The sequence below is a fragment of the Ruegeria sp. YTSA219 genome (genome assembly GCF_059609985.1).
Genome location: NZ_JBXWMT010000014.1, coordinates 47280 through 70018 on the forward strand (window position 1 = coordinate 47280; position 22739 = coordinate 70018).

Consider the following 22739-nt stretch of genomic DNA (forward strand, 5'->3'; position numbering starts at 1 on the left):
GGCCTGGTTCAAGCAGGGGGGTGGAGTTGAATTTAGGTCAGCAATATTGACATTATAAAATTTGCACCTAGGGTGGGTCGCAACAGGGCAGGAGGAGGCCAAGGATGACCCAGAATCTGTTTGCAACGCGCGCGTCCCGGATGAAAGCATCGGAAATTCGCGAGTTGTTGAAACTTCTTGATCAGCCGGGAATCATCTCGTTCGCCGGCGGCATCCCAGACCCAAACCTGTTTCCCACCGAGGCCTTTGCCCAAGCTTGTCAGGCCGCTTTGAATGCTGGGCCGCAGGCGCTGCAATATTCAGTCAGCGAGGGCTATGGTCCATTGCGCGAATGGCTTGTGCAGCATATGCGCGAGATCGGCGTCGATTGTAGTGTCGATAACATCCTGATCACCTCGGGATCGCAACAGGCCTTGGATTATCTGGGCAAGCTCTATTTGTCGCCAGGGGATACTGCGTTGATCGGCTGGCCGACCTATCTGGGGGCGATCAACGCCTTTGATGCCTACGAGCCCCGGTTCGACCGTCTTATGCTTAATGGCAATAGAGGTGCCGCCGAATATTCCGAAGCCGCAGGCGAGGGCGCGGTCAAATTCGCTTATCTGTCGCCTGATTTCGCAAATCCAACCGGTGAGACCGTTGACCTACGTGGTCGAGAATACCTGCTGGATCTTGCCGATGATCTGAATATCGCAGTGATTGAGGACGGCGCCTATCAGGCTCTGCGCTATGAAGGAGATGCCATCCCTCCGGTTTTGGCGTTAGAACAGGCGCGAAAAGGGTCGATCGAGTCCTGCCGTACGATCTATTGCGGTAGCTTCTCGAAAACGCTGTCTCCCGGTTTGCGCGTTGGCTGGGTGGTGGCCGCCAAGCCCATTATCTCGCAACTGGTATTGGTCAAGCAAGCGGCGGATTTGCATTCGCCCACGTTGAACCAGATGGCGGTTGAGCAGGTAGCTCGCGCGCATTTTGACAGGCACATCCCGCTTTTGCGCCAGACCTATGGTGCCAGGCGCGATGCTATGCTGGAGGCGCTGCAACAGAACATGCCCGATGGTGTTCAGTGGACGCATCCGCAGGGCGGCATGTTTATCTGGGTGACTCTGCCTACTGGTATGAACGGGGCAGACCTGCTGGCCCGTGCGCTCGACACAGTGAAACTGGCCTTTGTGCCGGGTCGGGCCTTTTTCGCAGATGGTTCGGGCGCCAATACGATCCGGTTGAGTTTCTCGAACTCGGATGAGGATACGATCCGCGAAGGTATTCGCCGCTTGGGAACAGTACTTAGGGCCTGAGCGAAGGAAAGGTTCTGTTAACCAGTTTTGGCAATGATGCGGATATGATCCGGATTTTGTCTTTTCTGATGCTGGCAGCATGTTCGGCCGGGACCCCTCACTTTCGCGATGTTCAGGTGACGCGTATCGCTGTGAATGGCAGCGTATTTGATGTTCGCGTGCGCGGAGATCTGGCCGAAGCTGTTCGGGTTAATTCGCAATACGCTCCGCGTCTTGGCCCGATCCGCGAACGAGCGGCCATGGCGATCGCTCAGGTCTCGGGATGCCCGATACTGGATGTCCTGGGCGACGCGGCCGTGACCGTTGGCGTTTTGGGTTGTGACCGCGCCATGGGCAAGCGGTTGCTGCTGACGGCGGTTTCAGTCCCGAATTACGAATGCATTGATACCGGGCTGTTTCAAGACCTTGGTAACGGCGACGGCTATCAGGTCTTTGAGTGTACAGCCTACTGAATCGCGCTTTTTCTTGCGGATTTAGGCAAGATGTTGTGGATAAGTGGGCCATATATCCCATATCCTGCGCGACTCCGTTGACTCACCCCCAATCCGTTGCGCAGACTTCGAAGGTATAGGAATCACGGGACCCATTGCCTTTGCGCTTTAGCAAACTCAAACTCACCGGCTTCAAAAGCTTTGTTGATCCGACCGATCTGATTATCGCGGATGGGTTGACCGGTGTTGTGGGCCCTAATGGTTGTGGCAAATCCAATCTGCTGGAAGCTCTGCGTTGGGTGATGGGGGAAAACCGACCCAAATCCATGCGCGGTGGCGCGATGGAAGATGTGATTTTCGCCGGGGCCGCCACGCGGCCGGCCCGCAATTTTGCCGAAGTTGTGCTGACCATGGACAACTCCGAGCGGCTCGCGCCCTCGGGTTTCAATGACAGCGACCAGCTTGAGATTGTCCGCCGCATCACCCGAGATGTCGGCAGCGCCTATAAGACCAATGGCAAGGATGTGCGGGCGCGTGATGTGCAGATGTTGTTCGCCGACGCCTCAACGGGTGCGCATTCTCCGGCGCTGGTCGGACAGAACCGCATTGCCGAACTGATTAACGCCAAACCCCGCTCTCGCCGCCGCATTCTGGAAGAGGCGGCCGGAATTTCGGGCCTCTATCAGCGCCGACACGAGGCCGAGTTGAAGCTGAAGGGTACCGAGGCCAACCTGACCCGTGTGGATGACGTGCTGGAACAACTGGGCGGACAGCTGGCGCAGCTGGCCCGTCAGGCGCGTCAGGCCGCCCGCTATCGCGAAATCGGAGAGCAGCTGCGCCAAGCCGAAGGCATGTTGCTCTATCGTCGCTGGAAAGAGGCCGACATGGCCCGCCAGCAGGCCGAGGAAAAGCTGCGCGAACGCCTGACCGAGGCGTCGCGCGCCGAAGCTGAAGCACGCTCTGCCGTCGCCAATCGGGCCGAAATCGAAGAAACCCTGCCGCCCCTGCGCGAGGAAGAGGCCATTGCCGCCGCCGTCCTGCAGCGCCAACAGGTGCAGCGGGATCAGCTGTCGGATCAGGAAACCCGCGCCCGTCAGACGATTGAAACATTGACTAATCGCATTCAGCAGCTTGGTAACGATATCGAGCGCGAGGCCGGGCTGAACCGCGATGCGGGGCAGATGATCGAACGGCTGGAATGGGAAGCTCGTGAATTGGCCAAAGCTGCCGATGGCCACGACGAAAAAGTCGCCGAGGCCGCCGAGGTCGCGCGCGAAGCGGCCGCTGTCCTGCAAGACCGCGAAGACCACTTGTCACAAGAGACTGAGGATATGGCGCGTCTGGTTGCGCGCCACCAGTCCGGCCAGCGATTGGTCGACGACAGCCGCAAAACGCTGGCCAGGTCGGAAGGTGAAGAGGAAAAGGCCCGCGCAGCGGTGGATGAGGCGAAAACAGCCCTGACCCGCGCCGCCGAGGCATTTGAGGCCGCGCAAGAGGGTGAAGAAGAGGCTCGCGAGGCCTCTGAAGCCGCCGAAGAGGCACTGGCCGCCGCTGACGAGTTACGTAATGAAACCCAGGGCCGCGAGGCCGAGGCCCGTGCGAAAAGATCCGAAGCTGAAGGTGAGCTGGGTGCGATCCGCGCCGAAACCACAGCTCTGGCCAAGCTGGTTGAACGGGATACCGCAGAAGGCGGGCAGGTGCTCGACATGCTGCGTGTGGCTCCGGGTTATGAAAAGGCATTGGGCGCTGCGCTTGCGGATGATCTGAGGGCACCCTTGGTCGAGGGCGACGGGCCATCAGGCTGGGTACCGGTTGCTGGCTATGATGCCGATCAATCGCTGCCCAATGGGGCCGAGCCGCTGGCCTTGCATGTATCCGGTCCTGATCGCCTCAGCCGCCGGATCGCGCAGATCGGTTTGGTTGACGCGGATCAGGGCGCACGCTTGCAAGCCTCGCTTAAACCCGGTCAACGGTTGGTTTCGCGTTCGGGCGATCTGTGGCGGTGGGACGGATTCCGTGCCTGGGCCGAGGATGCGCCAAGTGCGGCCGCCCTGCGGCTTGAACAGCTCAACAAACTTGAGGCACTGAAACAGGAACTGGCCCGGACTGAGGCGCAGGCCGACGGTGCCCGCGCCGCGCACGAGACGCTGTCGCAACAACTGGCCGACGTGACCGAGGCTGACCGCCGCGCCCGCGAGGCACGCCGCGCCGCCGATCAGCGCATGGCTGAAACCGCGCGTCTGCTCAGCAGGGCCGAGGCCGATCGCAATCTGGCGCAGGGCAGGCTGGAAACGCTGGCGCTTGCCGTTGATCGCCACAAAGAGGACGCCATGTCCGCCCGTGCCCAGCTGCGCGAGGCCGAGGGCGCCTTGACCGGTCTGGGCAATCTCGACAATGCCCGCGCGCAGGTCGAAGACATCAAACAGACGGTCGAGGCGGCGCGGATCACGATGCTGACTCACCGCTCGTCCCATGACGAGCTGCGCCGCGAGGGCGAGGCCCGTACCCGCCGTACACAAGAGGTCACCAAGGACCTCAGCGGTTGGCGGCACCGCCTGGACAGCGCCGAAAAGCGAATCTCGGAACTGGCCGAGCGCAAGGAAAGTTCCGAGGAAGAGCTATCCGAAGCGATGGCTGCTCCGGGCGAAATCGCCGAGGCGCGTGAAGAGTTGAACGAATTGATCGAAACTGCCGAAGCCCGCCGGGCCGAGGCCGCCGACAAGTTGGCTGCCGCCGAGGCCCGCCAGCGAGAGATTGTGCTGGCTGAGCGCGAAGCGGAACGTTCGGCTTCGGAGGCGCGCGAAAGCCGCGCCGCCGCTGAGGCGCGCTGTGATGCAGCCAAAGAGGCCGTATCGGCAGCGGCCGAGCGTATCGCTGAGGATCAACAGCTAACCCCGAACCAGTTGCTGAACCAGCTGGATGTGAATCCCGACCAGATGCCAGCTGCTGATGCTCTTGAGGCCGAGGTCAACCGCCACAAACGCCAGCGAGATGCGATGGGCGCGGTAAACCTGCGTGCCGAAGAGGACAGCAAAGATGTTCAGGAAGAATTCGACACGCTGAACGGCGAAAAGGCCGATCTCGAAGAGGCGATCAAAGCGCTGCGCAGCGGCATCTCCAGCCTCAACCGCGAAGGACGCGAACGGCTACTGACCGCGTTTGAACAGGTGAATTCGAACTTCGCCATGTTGTTCAAGCATCTCTTTGGTGGTGGCGAGGCCAATCTGGTCATGGTCGAAAGCGACGACCCGCTGGATGCCGGCCTTGAAATCATGTGCCAGCCGCCGGGCAAGAAATTGTCGACGCTCAGCCTGCTTTCGGGCGGTGAACAGACCCTGACCGCGACGGCCCTGATCTTTGGCGTCTTTCTGGCGAACCCGGCTCCGATCTGTGTTCTGGACGAGGTCGATGCGCCGCTGGATGATGCCAACGTGACCCGGTTCTGCGACCTTCTGGACGAGATGTGCCGCCAGACCGACACACGGTTCCTGATCATCACCCACCACGCGGTGACCATGGCGCGGATGGATCGTCTGTTCGGCGTCACCATGCAAGAACAGGGTGTCAGCCAGCTGGTCTCGGTTGATCTGAAGAAAGCCGAACAGATGGTCGCCTGACCTCTCACTGCAACGTTATGAGCGGTTTCGTAAGAATTGGGTTAGTCTGCTGCCATGACCCGTTTCCTGATCATCGCCCTACTGACTGCTACCCCTTTAGGGGCCGCGGAATGGACGACCAAGCCCGATGACGTCCCCCTGACCCAACAAGAGTTGACGGCGCTGGCGGGTCGGACGCTGACCTTTTATGATGACGGGCAGTCGCGATATTCGGCTGGCGGGGCCTATTCCTATACCTATGCCAGCGGAGAATCTGCGTTCGGAACCTATTCCATCGCGGAGGATGGCAGTATCTGCGTCCAATACAGAAACGGGTTCGGTCGATGTGATCTTTATGTCCTGAGTGCTGGACGCCTGATCCTGATCACGGAAAAGGGAGAGCGTTTCCCAGTACGGCCCGAGTGACATTCAAGAAACCGGGGCATCTGTTGAAAATGATCTGAAAATTTGGATCTTTGGTGGTCGTTTAATCGTAATATTTCAAAATTAGATGGGGATCAGGGGCGAATTCTCACCCCGCGTTGTTGTAAGTTCCCGTATCAACAACGGATCAAAAGAGGCGGGTCGATGTGCAGATTTCTGGCTTGGGCGGGTGCGAAACGGTTTCTGGACGAACTTGTCATGGACCAGGAACAGTCGCTGGTGCATCAAAGCAGAAACGCCCTGATTGGCAAAACGCCGATCAACGCGGATGGTTTTGGGTTGGCCTGGTATTCCGGGCGCGAAACGCCGTGTTTTTACAAAGACACCAACCCGGCTTGGTCGGATGCCAACCTGAAACAGTTGACCCATCACACGACATCGCACCTGTTCCTGGCGCATGTACGTGCCTCAACTGGGACCGCCACGTCGCGGAACAACTGCCATCCTTTTGGCTGTGGTAAGTGGAGCTTTATGCATAACGGGCAGGCAGGTGGCCATGACCGTATCCGCCAACAGCTTGACGGGATGATACCGGGCCACCTGTACGATCATCGCCTTGGCGCAACTGAAAGCGAGGCGATTTTTCTGATCGCCCATGGCGAAGGGTTGGACGCCGAACCCATCGCCGCGATGGAGCGTGCGGTGCACCGTGTCGAAGTGCTTGCCCGCGCCAAAGGAAGCCTACCCCATATGCGCTTTGCCGCCTGCTGGTCCGATGGAGATCGCCTGTTTGCTGCGCGCTATGCCTCGGACCGTTTCGCACCCAGCCTGCATTACAGGCCCTGCGATGATGGGATCATTATCGCGTCTGAGCCGCTGGATGCGAAGAATGGCGATTGGGCCGAGATCCCGGCAAATACCGCCATCGAGACACGCGGCGATAGGCTGCAGATGCATGTGTTTGAGCCGAACGGGCGATCTTTGGACGCCGAAGTCGCCTAGATCGCCGTATCGAAGAGCGACTAGAGCCGGTTCAACAACTCAGCCGTTGGCCAGGCATCCGCAGGCAGGCCTAGTCGTGCTTGCTCTGACTGGACAGCCGCGCGGGTCCCTGCGCCCAGAATCCCGTCGATTTTGCCCACATTATGGCCGCGCGCCTGCAGCTTGCTTTGCAGCTGCTTCATCTGTGCACCAGATAAGCCTTGGGCCGCGTTGCCCGCGTCATAGACCTGTGCCCCTTCAAGCCGGGTGCCGAAATAGGCGGCGGTCAGCACATAGACAAAGCTCTGATTCCATTCGAAATACACATCAAAATTTGGATAGGCCAGAAAGGCAGGCCCGTTATGCCCTTGCGGTAGGATCAGCGAGGCGGGCAGGTTGGTGAGGGACCCGTTGCGTGCCTGAACGCCCATCGCCTGCCAGTCAGAAACCGAACGCGGTTTGCCCGGGCCCGATAGCGACCAATCCATCCGTGCGGGTACGGTGACCTCTTGCAGCCAAGGCTGCCCCGGTTGCCAGCCCAGATGCGACAGCATCTTGGCGCCCGACATAAGCGCATCGGGCGCAGAGGTTTTTAGCGAAACCTTGCCGTCACCATCGCCATCGACCCCGTTTTCCAGAATGTCTCGGGGCAGCATCTGCACCATTCCAATCTCGCCAGCCCAGGCACCTGACGTGCGGGCCGGGTAGAAATTTCCCCGGCTGTACAGCTCAATCGCGGCGAACACCTGAGGCCGGAACAATTCTGGACGACGGCAATCATGCGCCAGCGTCACCAGCGCGTTGCGGGTGTTGAAATCCCCCTGAAACGCCCCGTAATCCGTTTCGAACGCCCAAAATGCCAACAGCACCCCGCGCGAGACACCATATTGTTGCTCGATCCGGTCAAACACCGCGTCGTATTTGCGCGACATGGCCTGACCCCGGTCGATCCGGTTTTGTGAAATCAGGTGTCGCGAAAAATCAATGAACGGTTTCTGGAACACGCCCTGTGCCCGGTCGGCTTTCAATACCGCGTTGTCTTGTTGCACACCTTTGAAGAAGGCATTGACGGTGGATTTGTCAAAGCCTTGCTGAACGGCCTCGGCCTTCAACCCCTTCACGAAGGAATTGAAACCCCCGCCACATTGGGCAAACGCAGGTGAAGCAAACAAGGCGGCGGCAACAAGGCCGGAAAGAAAACGCATGGACAGGTCCGTCAGATTATGAAGCTGACCCCAACCCACACTGACACGAGGCCAAGCGCAAGCCCCCATATCCTCCAAAGCATGTCGCATGCGCGGAAAACCTCTGGCGCGCCGATGTCGCGCGGGGCCTCGCCGTTGACCCAAGCCAGATCCCTGAGCTGCCCGTCATAGCTGCGCGGCCCGGCAAGGGCCACGCTCAGCGCGCGTGCCATTGCCGCCTCGGGCCAGCCAGCGTTGGGAGAGATATGGCGGCGCGCATCGCCCACCATCTGCTCCCATTTCGCCCATTGGTTTGACAAGATAACGATCAATAGAAAGGTCAGTCGTGCCGGGACCAGGTTCAGGACATCGTCCAACCGCGCAGCTGCCCATCCGAAATCGCGGTATTTATCCGTGCGATAGCCGACCATGCTGTCGGCAGTATTGATCGCCTTGTAAACCAGAAGCCCTGGCAGGCCACCCACCAGAAACCAGAAGGCCGGCGCGATGACTCCGTCGCTGAGGTTTTCAGCCGCGCTCTCGATCGCGGATCGGGCGACCTGTGCTTCGGTCATGTCCTTGGTGTCGCGTGACACGATCATGGCGACCTTCGCGCGCCCATCGACCAGCGAGGTCTGCAAACCCTCGCCAACAGCGCGAACATGTTCCACCAGCGATTTTTGTGCCATCAGCACAGCGCAGATGATGGTGCCGATGATCGGGCCAAGCAAAGACAGAAGCCCCCCAAGCCCAGCGGCACCTGCGACCAGCAGCGCGGCAACAGCTATGCCCTTAAGGCGACGGTACGAGTCATGGTTCAGGCGGTCGTCAAGCCACTCGATGAGTTTACCAATCATAACGGCGGGGTGCCGGATGCGCGACCACAGCCAATCCGGCTCGCCCAGTGCCGCATCCAGACACATGGCGCAGACCAAGATAAAGGCGGTGCTCACAGGGCCGCCTCAAGCCGCGCCCAGCCATCTGCCGGTGGCAGGCCAAGGCGCAGATAGGTTTGCGAATAGGGGAATACACGAGTCCAGATATGTGCGCGGGCCAGACGGTCTTGCCAGGCACTGGCGTCGTCGACCTGATAGAGCCGGAACAGGCTGGTGCCGCCGATCAGCTGCGCGCCTTTCTGCGTTACCATCCGATCCATCCGGGCGGCATCGGCCGCCAAAAGCAGGCGGGTCTCGTCAGCCCAGGCCGTGTCGCGCAGCGCTTGCTCTCCGATCCGCAAGGCGGGACCTGAGACCGCCCAAGGCCCGGTCAGATCGTTCAAACGTGCGATCAGATCAGAGCGTGCGATGGCAAATCCCAGCCGTAGCCCCGCCAGCCCCCAAAACTTGCCAAAGCTTTTCAGCACGATAACTCCGGGCCGGTCGGCAAGATGGATCAGCGAGGCATCGGGCGTGACGTCGCAAAAGCTCTCGTCGATAATCGTCAGGGGGGCATCCACATCGCCCACGCTCCAGATGCGCCCATCTGGGTTGTTGGGGTGCACGATCACGCGTGCCTCAACTGGGCCGGAGTTCTGTAGTGTCCAGCCCTGCGCGGCAAAGGCGGCGGCATGTTCGTTATAGGTCGGAGTGGTAATCTGAACTCGGCCGGTTGCAGCCAGCGCAGGAATGCGGGCGATCAGAGCAGATGCGCCGGGCGCAGGCAGGATCTCTGCACCCTCGGGAACTGACCAGAAACTGCGGGCCGCATCGGCCAGCCGTTCAAATGCGCGATGGTCGGGCAATTCCATCCAATCCGATGGGGTGAGCCCGGCAACCTCGTATGGAACCGGATTGATTCCGGTGGACAGGTCGATCCAATCGGTTCGCTTACCGCCATAAACTGACATGGCCCCATCCAGCCCACCGCCATGGTCCCGAGCGGCCCGCGGATTCAAATCTCTATTTTCGCGCGCCATCGGGCCCCTCGCCGGAATCACCAAATTTTGCCTGTTTCAAGCGGATTTCTGCCAGTTTTACAAGCAAATCCGCGTGATCAGGGGCGTGCTCCGTCTCGGTTAACACTTTGTTAATGAATTGGCGTGAACACAAACCTTAGGGGTCGGCACCACTCACCAATATAAGTGCCGAGGTTGTTGATGATGAATGTACTGATTGTTGAGAGTAACCCTGATTTAGGTCGGGTCTGGAAAAGGCATCTTGAGCGACAGGGTGCCGAGGTCACGCTTGTGACCGGGCAAGAGGATGCGATCCTTGCCCTTTATGGTGCCGAATTTGAGATCATCGTGATGGATCTGGTGCTGGAAACCGGTAGCGCCTTGGCCGTGGCTGATTTTGCCAGCTATCGCAGGCCCGAGGCCCGGGTGATCTTCGTGACCAACACCACTTTCTTTTCGGATGGCTCGATCTTTGCCCATAGCCCGAATGCCTGCGCTTATGTGCAAAGCTGCACGCCGCCAGAGGATCTGGCGGCGATGGTTGAGCATTACGCGGCGGGGCGCTGATCGCGCCCATGGGGCTCCAGATAGTTCAGGATCGGGTTCGTCGGGATGATCCGGTGCGGGTTAATGCTCTCATGGCTGTAGTGATAGTGGCGCACGATATGGTTTAAGTTCACGGTCCGCGCGACACCCGGCCACTGGTACAGCTCGCGGGTATAGGCCCACAGGTTGGGATAGTCGATCAGACGCCGCCGGTTGCATTTGAAATGCAGGTGGTAGACCGGATCAAACCGGATCAGCGTGGTGAACAACCGCCAGTCGGCCTCGGTGATGCGGTCGCCCATCAGATAGCGGCTGGTGGACAGCCGGTCTTCGAGCCAGTCCAGCGTGTCAAAGAGCGGGCCAACGGCTGCGTCATATGCCGCCTGGCTGGTGGCAAAGCCGGATTTGTAGACCCCGTTATTGATGTCGGAATAGACGCGGGCATTGACCTGTTCGATTTCGTCACGCATCGCCTCGGGCCAGTAATCATCGGTGTTCCCGGTGATCCCGTCAAAGGCCGAGTTGAACATCCGGATGATTTCCGAACTTTCGTTTGAGACGATGGTTTCCTGTTCCTTGTCCCACAGGATCGGAACGGTTACGCGCCCCGAATAGGTCGGGTCAGCCTTGGTATAGATTTGGTGGGTATAGTCCATTCCGTACAGTACGTCGCCCGCCGCCCCGTGTTCGTCGGTTGCAAATGTCCATCCCTTGGTCAGCATGTCTGGGTGTACGACCGAAACCGGGATCAGATCGGACAGCTCTTTCAGTTCGCGGAATATCAGTGTCCTGTGGGCCCAGGGGCAGGCATGGCTGACATAAAGATGGTACCGGTCAGGTTCGGCTTTGAAGCCGCCCGTGCCGGAGGGTCCGGCACTGCCATCAGCGGTCAACCAGTTGCGAAATTGCGCCGCGCTACGCTTGAAGGCGCCGCCTGTGGATTTGGTATCATACCATGTGTCGTGCCATTTGCCGTCGACCAATAGGCCCATGCTTGGATCCTCCGTAATGCGGTTTCCCGGAACATACGCTTTGAAGGGAACCGATCCTATGCGAGCCGCCGCGCATTGTGCCTGCGTTTTCGCACAGGTTGGAATGGGATTTCCGTGCAACAGGTTTGGATTCGACCGCGTTGAGTGATCGGCTTCACTGGATTTTTACAGTCTACGTTCCAAAATAGAGTCCGCTGCGGGGGAGTTTTGATATGAGTACCTATGTTTCCAAAGAAATCAGCGCCGAATTGGATGCTGCGCGAATCGCGAGTCTGAAGAAAACCAGCCGACTTCGTGTCGAATTGGGTGACAATACCTACAAAATTCTCCGATTGTGGAAGGATGGCTTCACCGTAGAGGCCGCGACCACGCCTCGATTGCGCGGTTTGGTCGATATCTACGATGGCGCGCGTCACTTATATCAATGCCTGATCATTGCCGATGAATGTGAGGCAGGCGAAATGCGCTATGAATTCAAGCGCAGCACGGCCGCCTCCGACAAGGCCCCTTTGGATTTCTATCGATCTCCGGACGCGCCCATCGCGCTGCTTGGAAACAAGGACTAGGCATTTGCCCATCGGGTCTGCCGATGGGCATCCCGCTATTGCAGATCGGAAAACGCGTGTTTCAGCCGTTTGCTGGCCTCTTCAACACGCCCGCGTTGCGTCGCAAGATTGAACCGCTCGAATGTCTCTCCGCCCGCACCAAAGCCGGGGCCGGGCGAGGTGGCGATTTTTGCATCCTCGCGCAGACGTCGGGTAAATTCTGCGTGGTCCATTCCGGTGCCCGAGAAATCAATCCAAGCCAAAAAGGTTGCCTGTAGGGGCATTGACCACAGGCCAGGGATTTCTGCGATTGCAGCGTCAAAGATTTTTCGGTTGCTATCAAGATGGGCGATCTGTTCATCCACCCAAGCGGCCCCTTCAGGCGAATAGGCAGCGGTGATCATTGCGACTCCCAATGCGCTGGGATCATAATCCAGTGTCTGGATTCGGCGGCGCATCGCGGCGCGCAGGTCCGGGTCGGGAATGATCATATTCCCCGTCCGTTGACCTGCGATGTTGAAGGTCTTGGACGCTGCAGTCAGTGTCACGGTCCGGGGCCGCGCATCCAGCGCGGCGACATCCATCGGAACAAAGGTCGTGCCGGGATAGACCAGATCGTGGTGAATCTCATCCGATACCAGAATCAGGCTGTTCCGTTCCGCAAATGCCGCGACTGCGCGCAATTCCTCTGGCGTCCAGACCCGGCCCGAGGGGTTCTGAGGCGAGCACCACAAAAGCATCTTCTCGGTTCCGTCCAGCCGCGACTGCGCGTCTTCCAGATCAAGGCCATAGCCGTCGCCGTCGCGCATCAGGGGGCACTCCACTACGCGCCGACCTGACTTGTTCACCTTATGTGCAAACTCATGGTAGACGGGTGTAAAGATGACCACTCCGTCGCCCGGACTGGTCCAGACATCGAGGCAGAGCGCAATCGCATTTCCCAGACCCTGCGACGTCAGAATCCAATCAGAATCGATCTCCCACCCGTGGCGGTTCTTCATCCACCATTGGACGGAATTCAGGTAGTCCGGGTGCATCCAGGAATATCCGAAAACACCGTGATCCGCCGCGTTACGCACAGCGCCGATCACACAAGGCGCCGTAGAATAGTCAGAATCGGCCGTCCACATTGCCAGACTGTCATCCGGCGAAAGGCCATACAGCTTTTCAAGCTTGTCCCATTTCGAACTGTTAGTGCCGCGGCGGTCGATCAGGTCGTTGAATGTCATATCTGCTCCATCTGTCCGGATGAAAGCTAGCCGTATATTCGGCAGGTGCAAGGGGGGCGTTGCGGCTTAGGGCGTGATGGCCTAAATCAACCTCATGAAACGCAATATACTGATCCATCCCGACCCCCGCCTGAAAAAGATCTGCTCTCCCGTAGTGGATCTGACGGACGAATTGCGCCAGCTGGCTGATGACATGCTTGAGACGATGTATGATGCGCCTGGTATCGGGCTGGCAGCGCCTCAGATTGGGATGCTGGACCGGCTGATTGTTATGGACTGTGTCAAGGAAGAGGGCGAGGCACCGCGCCCGCTGATCATGTTCAACCCCGAAGTGGTCGCGTCGTCTGACGAGACGAATGTCTATGAAGAAGGTTGTCTTTCGATCCCCGAACAATTCGCCGAAGTCACGCGCCCAAAGGTCGTGGATGTGGCTTGGATCGATCGTGACGGTAACGCGCAGCGGGAAACATTCGATGGCCTTTGGGCAACCTGTGTCCAGCATGAGATTGACCACCTGAACGGGAAGCTGTTCATCGACTATCTCAAGCCTATGAAACGCCAGATGATCACCCGAAAAATGCAAAAGCTGAAACGCGAGCAGGCGCGCGAATGACCGTTCGTACCTGCCTGCCATGGCCTGATAAGCGCCTGCGGACCAAAGCCGAAGATATCACCGAAATTACTGACGAGGTTCGTGCCATCTGGGATGACATGATCGACACGATGGAGGCGATGCCCGGCGTCGGCCTTGCCGCACCGCAGATCGGCGTGATGCTCCGGCTGGCGGTGGTCGATGGCTCGACCGAGAGGGGGCGGGCCGTGCGGCTGGCAAACCCTGAGATCCTGCACAGATCGGTCGAATTGCGCGAGCATGAAGAAGCCAGCCCAAACTTGCCTGGCGTGTCGGCTAAGGTGAAACGTCCCCGGGCTGTGACGGTAAAGTTTCTCAACGAAAATGGCATCATCGACCGCCGTGACTTTGTCGGGATCGAAGCCACCAGCGTGCAGCACCAGATCGACCATCTAAACGGGCGGATGTATTTCGACAGGCTCAGCAAGGTCAAACGCGACATTCTGCTGCGCAAAGCTAAAAAGCTGGGGTAGGCATGCGGCTGATCTTTATGGGGACACCCGATTTCTCGGTTCCGGTGCTGGACGCGCTGATTGATGCGGGGCATGAGGTTGCCGCCGTCTACTGCCAGCCTCCGCGCCCAGCGGGCAGAGGCAAAAAGGATCGTCCAACCCCCGTTCATGCTCGGGCCGAGGCATTGGGACTGACCGTTCGGCATCCGGTCTCATTGAAATCGGCGGAAGAACAGGACGCCTTTGCCGCGTTGAATGCGGATGTGGCTGTCGTCGTGGCCTATGGCCTGTTGCTGCCCCAACCGATTCTGGATGCGCCATCGCAGGGATGTCTGAACATTCATGCAAGCCTGTTGCCGCGTTGGCGCGGGGCCGCTCCGATCCATCGGGCGATCATGGCGGGTGATGCGCAGACCGGTATTTGCATCATGCAGATGGAGGCTGGTCTGGATACCGGGCCAGTCCTGTTGCGGCGGGCCACCGACATTGGTGCGCAGGAGACCACAGGGCAGTTGCATGACCGGCTGTCTGAAATGGGCGCTTCTCTGATCGTCGAGGCACTGTCCAAACTGCCGAACCTGACGCCCGAGCCTCAACCCGACGACGGCGTGACCTATGCCGCCAAGATCGACAAGGCTGAGGCGCGTGTTGACTGGGCCAGACCCGCGGTCGAAATTGACCGTCAGATCCGTGGCCTGTCCCCCTTTCCCGGCGCCTGGACCGAGATGAATGGCGAGCGGATCAAGCTGCTTGGTTCCAAATTAGCTGAGGGGCAGGGTGTTGCAGGAGAGGTTCTTGACGACCAACTGAAGGTTGCCTGTGACGATGACGCGATCGAGCTGCTGCGCTTGCAACGGGCGGGTAAAGGGGCGCAGGATAGGGAAACTTTTCTGCGGGGGTGGCCGATTGCCGTTGGTACCCGCCTGTCATCGGAGTAGGCCGCCATGTTCATGATCCTGATGGGGACTGTCGTTATTGCTGGGATTGTCGGCTATCTGTCCGAGAAATCCGGCTTTACCCATAATGGCATTCTGCAGTCGATCATCATCTGCTTAGGTGGTGCATTCCTGTTCTATTTCGTGCGCATCATGTTCGGGGTCAGCTTTGGCCCGCCCGGTCTGGATGCAGTGCTGTCCTCTGTCGGGGCGCTGATCATCGTTCCGACCCATTGGAGGAAGTGACATGCCCCTCATCGCCCTGATCGTCATCGGCGCCGCTGCGGGTTTTCTGGCCACCCGCCTGATGCGGATTGAGGCAGATATTCCCACCACCATGCTGATCGGTATCATTGGTGCCTTGGTAGGTGGGTTTCTCCTGCGGGCATTGGTCACGATGATGGGCTGGCTGTCCGGGTTCATCGGCGCTGTGCTGGGCGCGCTTCTGGTGATCTGGATCTGGCAGACCTATATGCGCCGCTAAGCCTTGATCAAGGGCGACTGCGTGGCGGGCGGCTTTTGTAGACGGGCAGTTTCCAGCCGAACAGCAGCGATCCTGCCCGCAATGCCCAGCAGATCAGGGCGCAGGCGGCAAGCACGGTCAGCTCCTCGAACCCCATCCGTTTGGCAATAACGGCCGCTACCGAGCCTGCAAGGGCGCAAGACACATAAAGCTCACCCTGTTTCAGCACCAGCGGAACCTCGTTGCAGACCACGTCCCGCATCAGGCCGCCAAAGCATCCGGTGGTGACACCCATCAACACCACGATCGTGCCGGATTGGTCCAAGGATAATGCGACGCCCGTGCCGGCAGCTACTGCAATGGACAGGGCGAAACTGTCCAACCAAACCAGCCAGTTATATCGGCTTTCGACCAGATGGGCTGTAAAGAACACAAGCACCGCCGCACTGCAGGCCATCAGGACATAGCTGGGCTGGCCAACCCAGAACACCGGATTCCGATCCAACAGCAGGTCACGCACCGTGCCGCCGCCAACGGCGGTCAGGCAGGCGATAAAGGCAAACCCTACAAGATCAAGCTGCGCGCGACTGGCGACCAATGCGCCAGTCAGCGCAAAAACCAGAACCGAGGCATAATCGAGCAGGTCCAAACCGGTCATGTCTGTGCCTTCTTTGGTTTGAATGGGGCCATGCCTGCGCGGGCAAGTTCATCGGCCTTTTCGTTTTCCGGGTGACCCGCATGGCCCTTGACCCATTCCCAAGTCACATCATGGCGCATCTGCGCCTCATCCAGCCGTTGCCACAGATCGACATTCTTAACCGGCTTCTTGTTCGAGGTCTTCCAGCCATTCTTTTTCCAGCCGAAGATCCAACCGGTGACGCCGTTTTTCACATAGGCGCTGTCAGTGATTACGGTGATTTTAGAGGCACGTTCAAGCGTTTCAAGCGCGCTGATCGCGGCCAGCAGTTCCATTCGGTTGTTGGTGGTTTCAGCTTCGCCGCCGCTCAGTTCACGCTGTTTCAGGACGGTGTCGCCTTCCATTGCACGCAGCAACACGCCCCAGCCACCCGGGCCTGGATTGCCAGAACAAGCACCGTCAGTATAGGCAAACAGTTCAGGCATGGGCCAGCACCAGAATGAAGCCATCGTAAGAACCCGCCAGACCTTTGCCGATCCCGGTCCTAATCCCGTCGATGGTAAAGCCGGCATCTGCCAGGGCCTCCTCGATCTCTGTCTGCGAGAAGTAGCTATAATAGCGATCCAGATGATCGCGATGTTCGCCCGTGCCCAGTTTGAGGCCCAGGAAAAAAACGCCCTGCGGTTTCAGCGCCCGGTGGATGGCCGCCAAATGGCGTGGGAAATCCTTGCGAGGCGCGTGCAGCAGCGAGAAGCTGGCGTAGATGCCGTCATATGCGGCCACTTCGGTCACGTCGTCGAAAGTACCCAGATGCGCGTCCACGCCATTGGCGCGCGCATAGTCAACAAAAGCGGGCGTCGCATCCAGCGCATGCACGCTCAGGCCCTGGCGTAGAAAGAACGCGCTGTCTGACCCGGGGCCCGAGCCCAGATCCAACACATGCCCCTTACCGACGGCATCGGCAAATTCCTGACGCGATGTCAGCTGCTCCGGTGGTAGAGGAACCTTGAGGTATTCGGCCACGTTGTTGGTATAGGCGTTGATAGTTTTGGGATCGCTCACAGATAGACTCCGACGGCAAGGCAGGCCAATACGACTGCGGTCAGCAAAATGCGCAACCGCATCCACCAGACTGGTGTTAGCCGCCAATACGAAAAGATGGCATCCAACACCAGTAGCCCGCCAAACCCCCACATCAGATTTGTGCCAGTGCTGACAGGCCCGCTGCCGGTTTTCAGAAAGGCCCACAGGGCGGGTAATGTGGACAGCGCATAACAGGTCGCGGCCTTGCTGCCAGAGGTTTTACTGGAAAACCCCCACAGCACGCCGGACATAAAGCTGAGGATGATCGCCCCATAATACAACTGGATATACGGACCGACAAAACGTGCGCCCAGTGCCTGTCGGCCCCAGTCGTTCAGATCGCCGTTCAGATAGGTCAGCGCGCCCCAGATGAAGGGGATCAGCCCGGCCAACCCCAGAAACAGCGGCGCCCTTGGTATGCCACTCATGCGGGTTGGCGCAGGACGCGCGGGACTTTGAACTCGACATTCTCGGTCGCTGTTTCGACCATCTCGACCGTCACATCGTAATGCTGTCTGAACGCATCAATAACTTCGTTGATCAGAACCTCGGGGGCAGAAGCGCCTGCTGTCAGAGCGATCGAAGAGATACCTTCGAGTGCGCGCCAGTCGATGTCGGTCGCGCGTTGCACCAGTTGGGCATAGCTGCATCCCGCGCGTGCCGCGACCTCGACCAAACGGCGCGAGTTTGATGAATTCGGCGCCCCCACAACCAACAGGGCATCGGACTTCCGGGCCACAACCTTGACCGCCTCTTGCCGGTTGGTTGTGGCGTAACAGATGTCTTCTTTGTGGGGGCCGACAATGGACGGGAACCGGGCCTGAAGTGCCTCGATGACATCCTTTGTGTCGTCAACCGACAGGGTCGTCTGAGTGACAAAGGCCAGTCTGTCAGGGTCGCGGACCTGGACGTCGGCGACATCTGCAACGGTTTCGACCAGCAAAACCTCTCCGTCCGGGAGCTGTCCCATGGTTCCGATGGTTTCGGGATGGCCCTTATGACCGATCATGATCATCTGCAGCCCGGCTTCGGCGTGGCGCTGTGCTTCGACATGGACTTTGGAGACCAGCGGGCAGGTGGCGTCGACATAGACCATCTGGCGCTGCGCCGCCGTCGCGGGTACCGATTTGGGAACCCCGTGCGCCGAGAATATCACTGGGCGATCGTCGGGGCAGTCTTCCAGCTCATCGACAAAGATCGCACCTTTGGCGCGCAGTCCATCGACCACGAATTTGTTATGGACAATCTCGTGCCGAACATAGACTGGGGCACCCCATTTCTGCAGCGCCATCTCGACAATCTTTATGGCCCTGTCGACACCAGCACAGAACCCGCGCGGGGCGGCAAGATAGAGGGTCAGGGGGGGCTTGGTCATGTCGCGTTCTCCTTACCGACACAGGTAAGTCTTTTCACGGCCATGGTCCAGTCAGGACAATGTCATTGATCCGACATGGTTCAATGCTAGCCAATAGGTGTTTTCAGCACCTGATCTTTGTTTAAAAGCGCGGCCAGGGTTTCCCCTGACCGCGCTAATTTTCAACCGAGTTTGCTTTGGGGCCAGGTTATTACCCGCCTGCGGCAACGGTGCGCGGTTCCATCGGCATTTCGCGCGGCGGGCGACCGATCACGTCGCGGAGATCTTCCAGCTCAATGAAGTTGTCGGCCTGGCGGCGCAATTCGTCCGAGATCATGGGGGGCTGGCTGCGGATGGTCGACACCACAGAAACGCGTACCCCCTGACGTTGCAGGCTTGCGATCAGCGGGCGGAAATCTCCGTCGCCGGAAAACAGCACGATATGGTCTACACGTGGTGCAAGCTCCATGGCATCGACGGTCAGTTCGATATCCATGTTACCTTTGACTTTCCGACGCCCCATGCTGTCGGTGTATTCTTTTGCCGGTTTCGTAACCATGGTGAAGCCATTGTAATGCAGCCAATCAACCAGTGGACGGATGGGCGAATACTCGTCATTTTCAAGTAGCGCTGTGTAATAGAAAGCTCTGAGCATCTTACCGCGGCGCATGAATTCCTGGCGCAGCAGTTTATAGTCAATGTCAAACCCCAGTGCTTTTGCGGCTGCATAAAGATTCGAGCCGTCGATGAACAGCGCTAGCCGTTCGTCTTTATAAAACATAAATAGATCCTTCCGGTACAAATCAGCGCGCTGCGTGTTACGTGAGTGAGGCTTGGGAAAATACAGCGCATTGATATCCCCATAATTAGGGGTTTTATGGTGTATCGCAAGTATGCAATTCGCCGAATATAGGGAGTAGGATGCGCAAAACCACCTCAAAAGCAGTGCTTGCCCTCGGCGCAAATCTCAAAGTGAGAGGTTTTGAGCCCCATCTGACGCTACGGCATGCCATTGACGCGATTTTGCGCCAGGGGCTGTTGATTCGGGCTGAAAGCCGCTTTTATGCGACCCCTTGTTTTCCTGAGGGCGCGGGCCCGGACTATGTGAATGCGGCCGTGTTGATCGAGACTGAAAGGTCACCCTTTGAGTTGCTGCAGATATTGCATGGAATTGAACATGATTACGGGCGTGAGAGGATTCAGCGCTGGGGAATGCGGACGTTGGATCTGGACCTGGTCTGTTACGATGATCTGGTTCTGCCCGACCGCGAGGTTTTTCAAAGCTGGTTATCTCTGCCACCCGAAGATCAGAAACAGCAGGCGCCGGATCAGTTGATCCTGCCGCACCCAAGGGTACAGGATCGTGCGTTTGTGCTTGTTCCCATGGCGGATGTTGCCCCGAACTGGCGGCATCCGATACTGGACCAGACCGTCATGGAAATGCTTGCGGGGCTTCCTTCGGACGATATTGCGGCAGTTACCCCGTTATGATTGGTGCATTTGCAGCATTTCCTGCTTGTCAAGGCAGGGATTCGCCCTTAGATAAACCTCTTCCTGACATGGATTCAGTAACGGAGAGCGCCCCATGGCCCGCGTGACGGTTGAAGATTGCGTAGACAAGGTTCCGAACCGGTTTGAACTGGTGATGCTTGCCGCCCATCGTGCGCGCGAGATTTCCGCCGGTGGTCCGATCACCGTTGACCGTGACAACGACAAAAACCCGGTTGTTTCTCTGCGTGAGATCGCTGACGAGACTCAAAGCGCTGATGAGCTGCGCGAGCGGCTGATTGAGGCCAACCAGACCCAAATCGAGGTCGACGAGCCTGAAGAAGACCAGATGGCGCTGCTGATGGGTGCGGAAACAGACAAGCCTGCGGATGACGACATGTCCGAAGAAAAGCTGCTGCGCGCTCTGATGGAGGCTCAAGGCCAGGGGTAATCCCCACAAATGAAGGTGCGGACCGGATGATTTCTGCTGAAGACCTGATTGCGCTGGTCCGCAACTACAATCCCAAGACGAATGCAGACCGCATTGCCAAAGCTTATGAGTTCGGCAAGCAGATGCATGATGGGCAATTCCGCCATTCTGGCGAGCCCTATTTCACCCACCCTGTTGCCGTTGCCGCCATCCTGACCGAACAGCGTCTGGATGATGCGACTATTATCACGGCGCTGCTGCACGATACGATCGAAGACACCAAGGCCAATTACGGCAAAGTGTCTGAGCTGTTTGGCGAAGAAGTCGCCAAGCTGGTTGATGGGGTCACCAAACTGACAAACCTTCAGCTGTCCAGCCGCGAAACCAAACAGGCCGAGAACTTCCGCAAGCTGTTCATGGCGATGTCCAAGGATTTGCGGGTCATTCTGGTCAAGCTGGCAGACCGTCTGCACAATATGCGCACAATCAAGGCGATGCGGCCCGAAAAGCAGATCGTCAAAGCGCGCGAGACGATGGATATCTACGCGCCGCTTGCAGGCCGTATGGGTATGCAATGGATGCGGGAAGAGCTGGAAGACCTCGCCTTCCGCGTTCTCAACTCTGAAGGCCGCCAGTCCATCATCCGCCGCTTCATCACGCTGCAGCGCGAAACGGGTGACGTGATCCACCGGATCACCGGCGACATGCGGCACGAACTTGAAAAGGCCGGGATTGAAGCCGAGGTTTTTGGCCGTGCCAAGAAACCCTATTCGATTTGGCGTAAGATGCAGGAAAAGGACCAGGGGTTCTCGCGTCTGTCCGACATCTACGGGTTCCGCATCATTACGCAAAGCGAAGAAGACTGCTATCGAACCCTTGGCGCGATCCACCAGCGTTGGCGCGCCGTGCCGGGGCGGTTTAAGGATTATATCAGTCAGCCGAAATCGAACGGTTACCGGTCGATCCACACCACCGTTTCAGGCCGTGACGGCAAGCGGGTCGAGGTTCAGATCCGCACCCGTCAGATGCATGATGTCGCCGAAACCGGCGTGGCCGCGCACTGGTCCTATCGGGATGGCGTGCGTTCGGAAAACCCCTTTGCCGTAGACCCGGCTAAGTGGATCGCCAACCTGACTGAGCAGTTTGACAGCGAAGAGGATCACGAGGATTTCCTCGAGGCAGTCAAGCTCGAGATGTATTCGGATCAGGTCTTTTGTTTCACGCCTAAGGGGGACGTGGTGAAACTGCCGCGTGGTGCGACGCCGATCGACTTTGCCTATGCCATCCACACGCGCATCGGGCACGCCTGTGTAGGGGCCAAGGTTGATGGTATTCGCGTGCCACTTTGGACCCGGATCAAAAACGGGCAGTCGGTGGATATCATTACAGCTGACGGTCAGACTCCCCAAGTCACGTGGTTGGAAATTGCCGTCACCGGTAAAGCCCGTACAGCCATTCGTCGCGCCCTGCGCGAGGTTGACCGAGAGCGGTTCATCAAGCTGGGCAAAGAACTGGCGCGATCGGGATTTGAACATGTCGGGCGCAAAGCGACCGACAAGGCGCTGGACACTGCTGCCAAGCATCTGCGCCTGAAAGACCGGCATGAGCTGCTGGCGCGCCTGGGCAGTGCAGAACTAACTGCCCATGATGTGGTCAGCGCCGTCTACCCGGAACTGACGCAGGATGATGGTGATGCCATTCCGATGCGCCGGGCCGTGATCGGTCTTGAGCCGGGGCAGAAGTTTGACCGCGCCCCTTGCTGCCAGCCATTGCCGGGTGAACGGATCGTCGGGATCACTTATCGCGGCAAAGGTGTTGTCGTGCATGCAATCGACTGTGATCGCCTGAGCGAATACGAGAGTGAGCCCAAACGCTGGGTCGATCTGCACTGGCACTCGGGAACTCACCCGGCTGTTTACGGGGCAACGATTGATGTTACGATTGGCAATGACGCAGGTGTGCTGGGTCGCATTTGTACATTGATCGGCGAGAAAAAGGCCAATATCTCGAACCTAGAATTTGTGGATCGCAAACCGGATTTTTACCGCCTGCTGGTCAACGTTGAACTGCGCGACCTAGAGCAGTTGCATTCGTTGATGTTGATGCTTGAGGCCGAAAGCGATGTTGCAGCGGTTGAACGTTTCAGAGACAGAGCTAAATCCGCAGTTGCGGCTGGCTGAGAAGGGGTG

At 58.5% G+C, this 22739-nt stretch carries 26 protein-coding genes; 15 read left to right on the top strand and 11 right to left on the bottom strand.

Annotated features, from left to right (window positions below):
• Window positions 1-104: 104 nt before the first annotated feature.
• The 5 genes from AC2FFB_RS16680 (at window position 105) to AC2FFB_RS16700 (ending at window position 6708) form a co-directional block, all read left to right on the top strand.
• On the top strand, window positions 105-1295 hold the full coding sequence (locus AC2FFB_RS16680; protein ID WP_496714032.1) for an aminotransferase-like domain-containing protein: 1191 nt from the start codon (window positions 105-107) through the stop codon (window positions 1293-1295).
• 44 nt (window positions 1296-1339) lie between these two features.
• Window positions 1340-1747: a hypothetical protein gene (locus AC2FFB_RS16685; RefSeq protein ID WP_496875210.1), complete on the top strand. Its 408-nt coding sequence runs from the start codon at window positions 1340-1342 to the stop codon at window positions 1745-1747.
• A 140-nt stretch (window positions 1748-1887) separates the two neighbouring features.
• On the top strand, window positions 1888-5343 hold the full coding sequence (locus AC2FFB_RS16690) for a chromosome segregation SMC family protein (RefSeq protein WP_496875211.1): 3456 nt from the start codon (window positions 1888-1890) through the stop codon (window positions 5341-5343).
• A 54-nt stretch (window positions 5344-5397) separates the two neighbouring features.
• Window positions 5398-5748, top strand: a complete 351-nt coding sequence (locus AC2FFB_RS16695) for a hypothetical protein (RefSeq protein WP_281973514.1) — start codon at window positions 5398-5400, stop codon at window positions 5746-5748.
• A gap of 162 nt (window positions 5749-5910) precedes the next feature.
• On the top strand, window positions 5911-6708 hold the full coding sequence (locus AC2FFB_RS16700) for a class II glutamine amidotransferase (protein ID WP_496875212.1): 798 nt from the start codon (window positions 5911-5913) through the stop codon (window positions 6706-6708).
• A gap of 20 nt (window positions 6709-6728) precedes the next feature.
• Here AC2FFB_RS16700 and AC2FFB_RS16705 read toward each other — a convergent pair whose 3' ends face one another.
• From AC2FFB_RS16705 to AC2FFB_RS16715, 3 genes are read right to left on the bottom strand one after another with little or no spacing between them, the layout of a single operon-like run.
• Window positions 6729-7892 carry a lytic murein transglycosylase gene (locus AC2FFB_RS16705; RefSeq protein WP_496714029.1) on the bottom strand — a complete coding sequence of 388 codons (1164 nt, stop codon included), beginning with the start codon at window positions 7890-7892 and terminating at the stop codon, window positions 6729-6731.
• Between the two features lie 11 nt (window positions 7893-7903).
• On the bottom strand, window positions 7904-8824 hold the full coding sequence (gene cbiB, locus AC2FFB_RS16710; RefSeq protein ID WP_496875213.1) for an adenosylcobinamide-phosphate synthase CbiB: 921 nt from the start codon (window positions 8822-8824) through the stop codon (window positions 7904-7906).
• A complete protein-coding gene (locus AC2FFB_RS16715; protein ID WP_496690327.1) occupies window positions 8821-9786 on the bottom strand; it encodes a threonine-phosphate decarboxylase in 966 nt (321 codons plus the stop codon). The genes cbiB and AC2FFB_RS16715 overlap by 4 nt, the downstream gene beginning before the upstream one ends.
• 183 nt (window positions 9787-9969) lie before the next feature.
• On the opposite strand from AC2FFB_RS16715, the gene AC2FFB_RS16720 reads away from it, so the two are divergent.
• Window positions 9970-10332: a response regulator transcription factor gene (locus AC2FFB_RS16720; protein WP_281995887.1), complete on the top strand. Its 363-nt coding sequence runs from the start codon at window positions 9970-9972 to the stop codon at window positions 10330-10332.
• On the opposite strand, the gene AC2FFB_RS16725 is transcribed toward AC2FFB_RS16720, so the two are convergent.
• The gene (locus AC2FFB_RS16725) at window positions 10314-11303 is read right to left on the bottom strand and encodes a glutathione S-transferase family protein (RefSeq protein ID WP_281995873.1); all 990 of its coding nucleotides are present in this window, start codon (window positions 11301-11303) and stop codon (window positions 10314-10316) included. The two genes, AC2FFB_RS16720 and AC2FFB_RS16725, sit on opposite strands and share 19 nt — an antisense overlap.
• Window positions 11304-11515: 212 nt before the next feature.
• Between AC2FFB_RS16725 and AC2FFB_RS16730 the strand changes: the two genes are divergently transcribed.
• Entirely contained in the window at window positions 11516-11869 is a 354-nt protein-coding gene (locus tag AC2FFB_RS16730) for a hypothetical protein (RefSeq protein ID WP_142639206.1), read from the top strand.
• 35 nt (window positions 11870-11904) lie between these two features.
• Here AC2FFB_RS16730 and AC2FFB_RS16735 read toward each other — a convergent pair whose 3' ends face one another.
• Window positions 11905-13077, bottom strand: coding sequence for a MalY/PatB family protein (locus AC2FFB_RS16735; RefSeq protein WP_496875214.1), 1173 nt, complete (start codon window positions 13075-13077; stop codon window positions 11905-11907).
• Between the two features lie 94 nt (window positions 13078-13171).
• On the opposite strand from AC2FFB_RS16735, the gene def (AC2FFB_RS16740) reads away from it, so the two are divergent.
• Genes def (AC2FFB_RS16740) through AC2FFB_RS16760 form a run of 5 tightly spaced genes read left to right on the top strand, consistent with a single transcriptional unit; the run spans window position 13172 to window position 15579 of the window.
• Window positions 13172-13690, top strand: coding sequence for a peptide deformylase (gene def / locus AC2FFB_RS16740; protein ID WP_271951383.1), 519 nt, complete (start codon window positions 13172-13174; stop codon window positions 13688-13690).
• A complete protein-coding gene (gene def / locus AC2FFB_RS16745) occupies window positions 13687-14181 on the top strand; it encodes a peptide deformylase (protein ID WP_496714028.1) in 495 nt (164 codons plus the stop codon). The genes def (AC2FFB_RS16740) and def (AC2FFB_RS16745) overlap by 4 nt, the downstream gene beginning before the upstream one ends.
• Window positions 14182-14183: 2 nt before the next feature.
• Window positions 14184-15098 (top strand): methionyl-tRNA formyltransferase, encoded by a 915-nt coding sequence (gene fmt, locus AC2FFB_RS16750; RefSeq protein WP_496690326.1) that lies wholly within the window; start codon window positions 14184-14186, stop codon window positions 15096-15098.
• A gap of 6 nt (window positions 15099-15104) precedes the next feature.
• The gene (locus AC2FFB_RS16755) at window positions 15105-15341 is read left to right on the top strand and encodes a hypothetical protein (protein ID WP_496690325.1); all 237 of its coding nucleotides are present in this window, start codon (window positions 15105-15107) and stop codon (window positions 15339-15341) included.
• A gap of 1 nt (window position 15342) precedes the next feature.
• On the top strand, window positions 15343-15579 hold the full coding sequence (locus tag AC2FFB_RS16760) for a GlsB/YeaQ/YmgE family stress response membrane protein (RefSeq protein ID WP_271951375.1): 237 nt from the start codon (window positions 15343-15345) through the stop codon (window positions 15577-15579).
• A gap of 7 nt (window positions 15580-15586) precedes the next feature.
• Here the strand turns inward: AC2FFB_RS16760 and AC2FFB_RS16765 are convergent, their stop codons facing one another.
• The 6 genes from AC2FFB_RS16765 to AC2FFB_RS16790 form a co-directional block, all read right to left on the bottom strand.
• Entirely contained in the window at window positions 15587-16216 is a 630-nt protein-coding gene (locus tag AC2FFB_RS16765; RefSeq protein WP_496875215.1) for a trimeric intracellular cation channel family protein, read from the bottom strand.
• Window positions 16213-16680 carry a ribonuclease HI gene (gene rnhA / locus AC2FFB_RS16770; RefSeq protein ID WP_142639217.1) on the bottom strand — a complete coding sequence of 156 codons (468 nt, stop codon included), beginning with the start codon at window positions 16678-16680 and terminating at the stop codon, window positions 16213-16215. Before rnhA ends, AC2FFB_RS16765 begins: the two co-directional genes overlap by 4 nt.
• Window positions 16673-17257: a class I SAM-dependent DNA methyltransferase gene (locus AC2FFB_RS16775; protein WP_281995875.1), complete on the bottom strand. Its 585-nt coding sequence runs from the start codon at window positions 17255-17257 to the stop codon at window positions 16673-16675. Before AC2FFB_RS16775 ends, rnhA begins: the two co-directional genes overlap by 8 nt.
• Window positions 17254-17706, bottom strand: coding sequence for a DUF3429 domain-containing protein (locus tag AC2FFB_RS16780; protein ID WP_496678771.1), 453 nt, complete (start codon window positions 17704-17706; stop codon window positions 17254-17256). Before AC2FFB_RS16780 ends, AC2FFB_RS16775 begins: the two co-directional genes overlap by 4 nt.
• Window positions 17703-18653, bottom strand: coding sequence for a 4-hydroxy-3-methylbut-2-enyl diphosphate reductase (ispH, locus tag AC2FFB_RS16785; protein ID WP_496690322.1), 951 nt, complete (start codon window positions 18651-18653; stop codon window positions 17703-17705). The genes AC2FFB_RS16780 and ispH overlap by 4 nt, the downstream gene beginning before the upstream one ends.
• 190 nt (window positions 18654-18843) lie before the next feature.
• The gene (locus tag AC2FFB_RS16790) at window positions 18844-19413 is read right to left on the bottom strand and encodes a LabA-like NYN domain-containing protein (protein ID WP_142639223.1); all 570 of its coding nucleotides are present in this window, start codon (window positions 19411-19413) and stop codon (window positions 18844-18846) included.
• Between the two features lie 140 nt (window positions 19414-19553).
• On the opposite strand from AC2FFB_RS16790, the gene folK reads away from it, so the two are divergent.
• The 3 genes from folK (at window position 19554) to AC2FFB_RS16805 (ending at window position 22730) form a co-directional block, all read left to right on the top strand.
• A complete protein-coding gene (gene folK, locus AC2FFB_RS16795) occupies window positions 19554-20123 on the top strand; it encodes a 2-amino-4-hydroxy-6-hydroxymethyldihydropteridine diphosphokinase (protein ID WP_142639232.1) in 570 nt (189 codons plus the stop codon).
• Window positions 20124-20217: 94 nt separating this feature from the next.
• Window positions 20218-20571, top strand: coding sequence for a DNA-directed RNA polymerase subunit omega (rpoZ, locus tag AC2FFB_RS16800; protein ID WP_142639234.1), 354 nt, complete (start codon window positions 20218-20220; stop codon window positions 20569-20571).
• A gap of 26 nt (window positions 20572-20597) precedes the next feature.
• Window positions 20598-22730, top strand: a complete 2133-nt coding sequence (locus AC2FFB_RS16805) for a RelA/SpoT family protein (protein ID WP_142639236.1) — start codon at window positions 20598-20600, stop codon at window positions 22728-22730.
• Window positions 22731-22739: the final 9 nt, after the last annotated feature.

Coding starts and splice junctions, on each gene's coding strand:
- AC2FFB_RS16680 (WP_496714032.1), top strand. CDS start 105: ATGACCCAGAATCTGTTTGCAACGCGCGCGTCCCGGATGAAAGCATCG.
- AC2FFB_RS16685 (WP_496875210.1), top strand. CDS start 1,340: ATGATCCGGATTTTGTCTTTTCTGATGCTGGCAGCATGTTCGGCCGGG.
- AC2FFB_RS16695 (WP_281973514.1), top strand. CDS start 5,398: ATGACCCGTTTCCTGATCATCGCCCTACTGACTGCTACCCCTTTAGGG.
- AC2FFB_RS16700 (WP_496875212.1), top strand. CDS start 5,911: ATGTGCAGATTTCTGGCTTGGGCGGGTGCGAAACGGTTTCTGGACGAA.
- AC2FFB_RS16705 (WP_496714029.1), bottom strand. CDS start 7,892: ATGCGTTTTCTTTCCGGCCTTGTTGCCGCCGCCTTGTTTGCTTCACCT.
- AC2FFB_RS16715 (WP_496690327.1), bottom strand. CDS start 9,786: ATGGCGCGCGAAAATAGAGATTTGAATCCGCGGGCCGCTCGGGACCAT.
- AC2FFB_RS16720 (WP_281995887.1), top strand. CDS start 9,970: ATGAATGTACTGATTGTTGAGAGTAACCCTGATTTAGGTCGGGTCTGG.
- AC2FFB_RS16725 (WP_281995873.1), bottom strand. CDS start 11,303: ATGGGCCTATTGGTCGACGGCAAATGGCACGACACATGGTATGATACC.
- AC2FFB_RS16730 (WP_142639206.1), top strand. CDS start 11,516: ATGAGTACCTATGTTTCCAAAGAAATCAGCGCCGAATTGGATGCTGCG.
- AC2FFB_RS16735 (WP_496875214.1), bottom strand. CDS start 13,077: ATGACATTCAACGACCTGATCGACCGCCGCGGCACTAACAGTTCGAAA.
- def (WP_271951383.1), top strand. CDS start 13,172: ATGAAACGCAATATACTGATCCATCCCGACCCCCGCCTGAAAAAGATC.
- def (WP_496714028.1), top strand. CDS start 13,687: ATGACCGTTCGTACCTGCCTGCCATGGCCTGATAAGCGCCTGCGGACC.
- fmt (WP_496690326.1), top strand. CDS start 14,184: ATGCGGCTGATCTTTATGGGGACACCCGATTTCTCGGTTCCGGTGCTG.
- AC2FFB_RS16755 (WP_496690325.1), top strand. CDS start 15,105: ATGTTCATGATCCTGATGGGGACTGTCGTTATTGCTGGGATTGTCGGC.
- AC2FFB_RS16760 (WP_271951375.1), top strand. CDS start 15,343: ATGCCCCTCATCGCCCTGATCGTCATCGGCGCCGCTGCGGGTTTTCTG.
- AC2FFB_RS16765 (WP_496875215.1), bottom strand. CDS start 16,216: ATGACCGGTTTGGACCTGCTCGATTATGCCTCGGTTCTGGTTTTTGCG.
- rnhA (WP_142639217.1), bottom strand. CDS start 16,680: ATGCCTGAACTGTTTGCCTATACTGACGGTGCTTGTTCTGGCAATCCA.
- AC2FFB_RS16780 (WP_496678771.1), bottom strand. CDS start 17,706: ATGAGTGGCATACCAAGGGCGCCGCTGTTTCTGGGGTTGGCCGGGCTG.
- ispH (WP_496690322.1), bottom strand. CDS start 18,653: ATGACCAAGCCCCCCCTGACCCTCTATCTTGCCGCCCCGCGCGGGTTC.
- AC2FFB_RS16790 (WP_142639223.1), bottom strand. CDS start 19,413: ATGTTTTATAAAGACGAACGGCTAGCGCTGTTCATCGACGGCTCGAAT.
- folK (WP_142639232.1), top strand. CDS start 19,554: ATGCGCAAAACCACCTCAAAAGCAGTGCTTGCCCTCGGCGCAAATCTC.
- rpoZ (WP_142639234.1), top strand. CDS start 20,218: ATGGCCCGCGTGACGGTTGAAGATTGCGTAGACAAGGTTCCGAACCGG.
- AC2FFB_RS16805 (WP_142639236.1), top strand. CDS start 20,598: ATGATTTCTGCTGAAGACCTGATTGCGCTGGTCCGCAACTACAATCCC.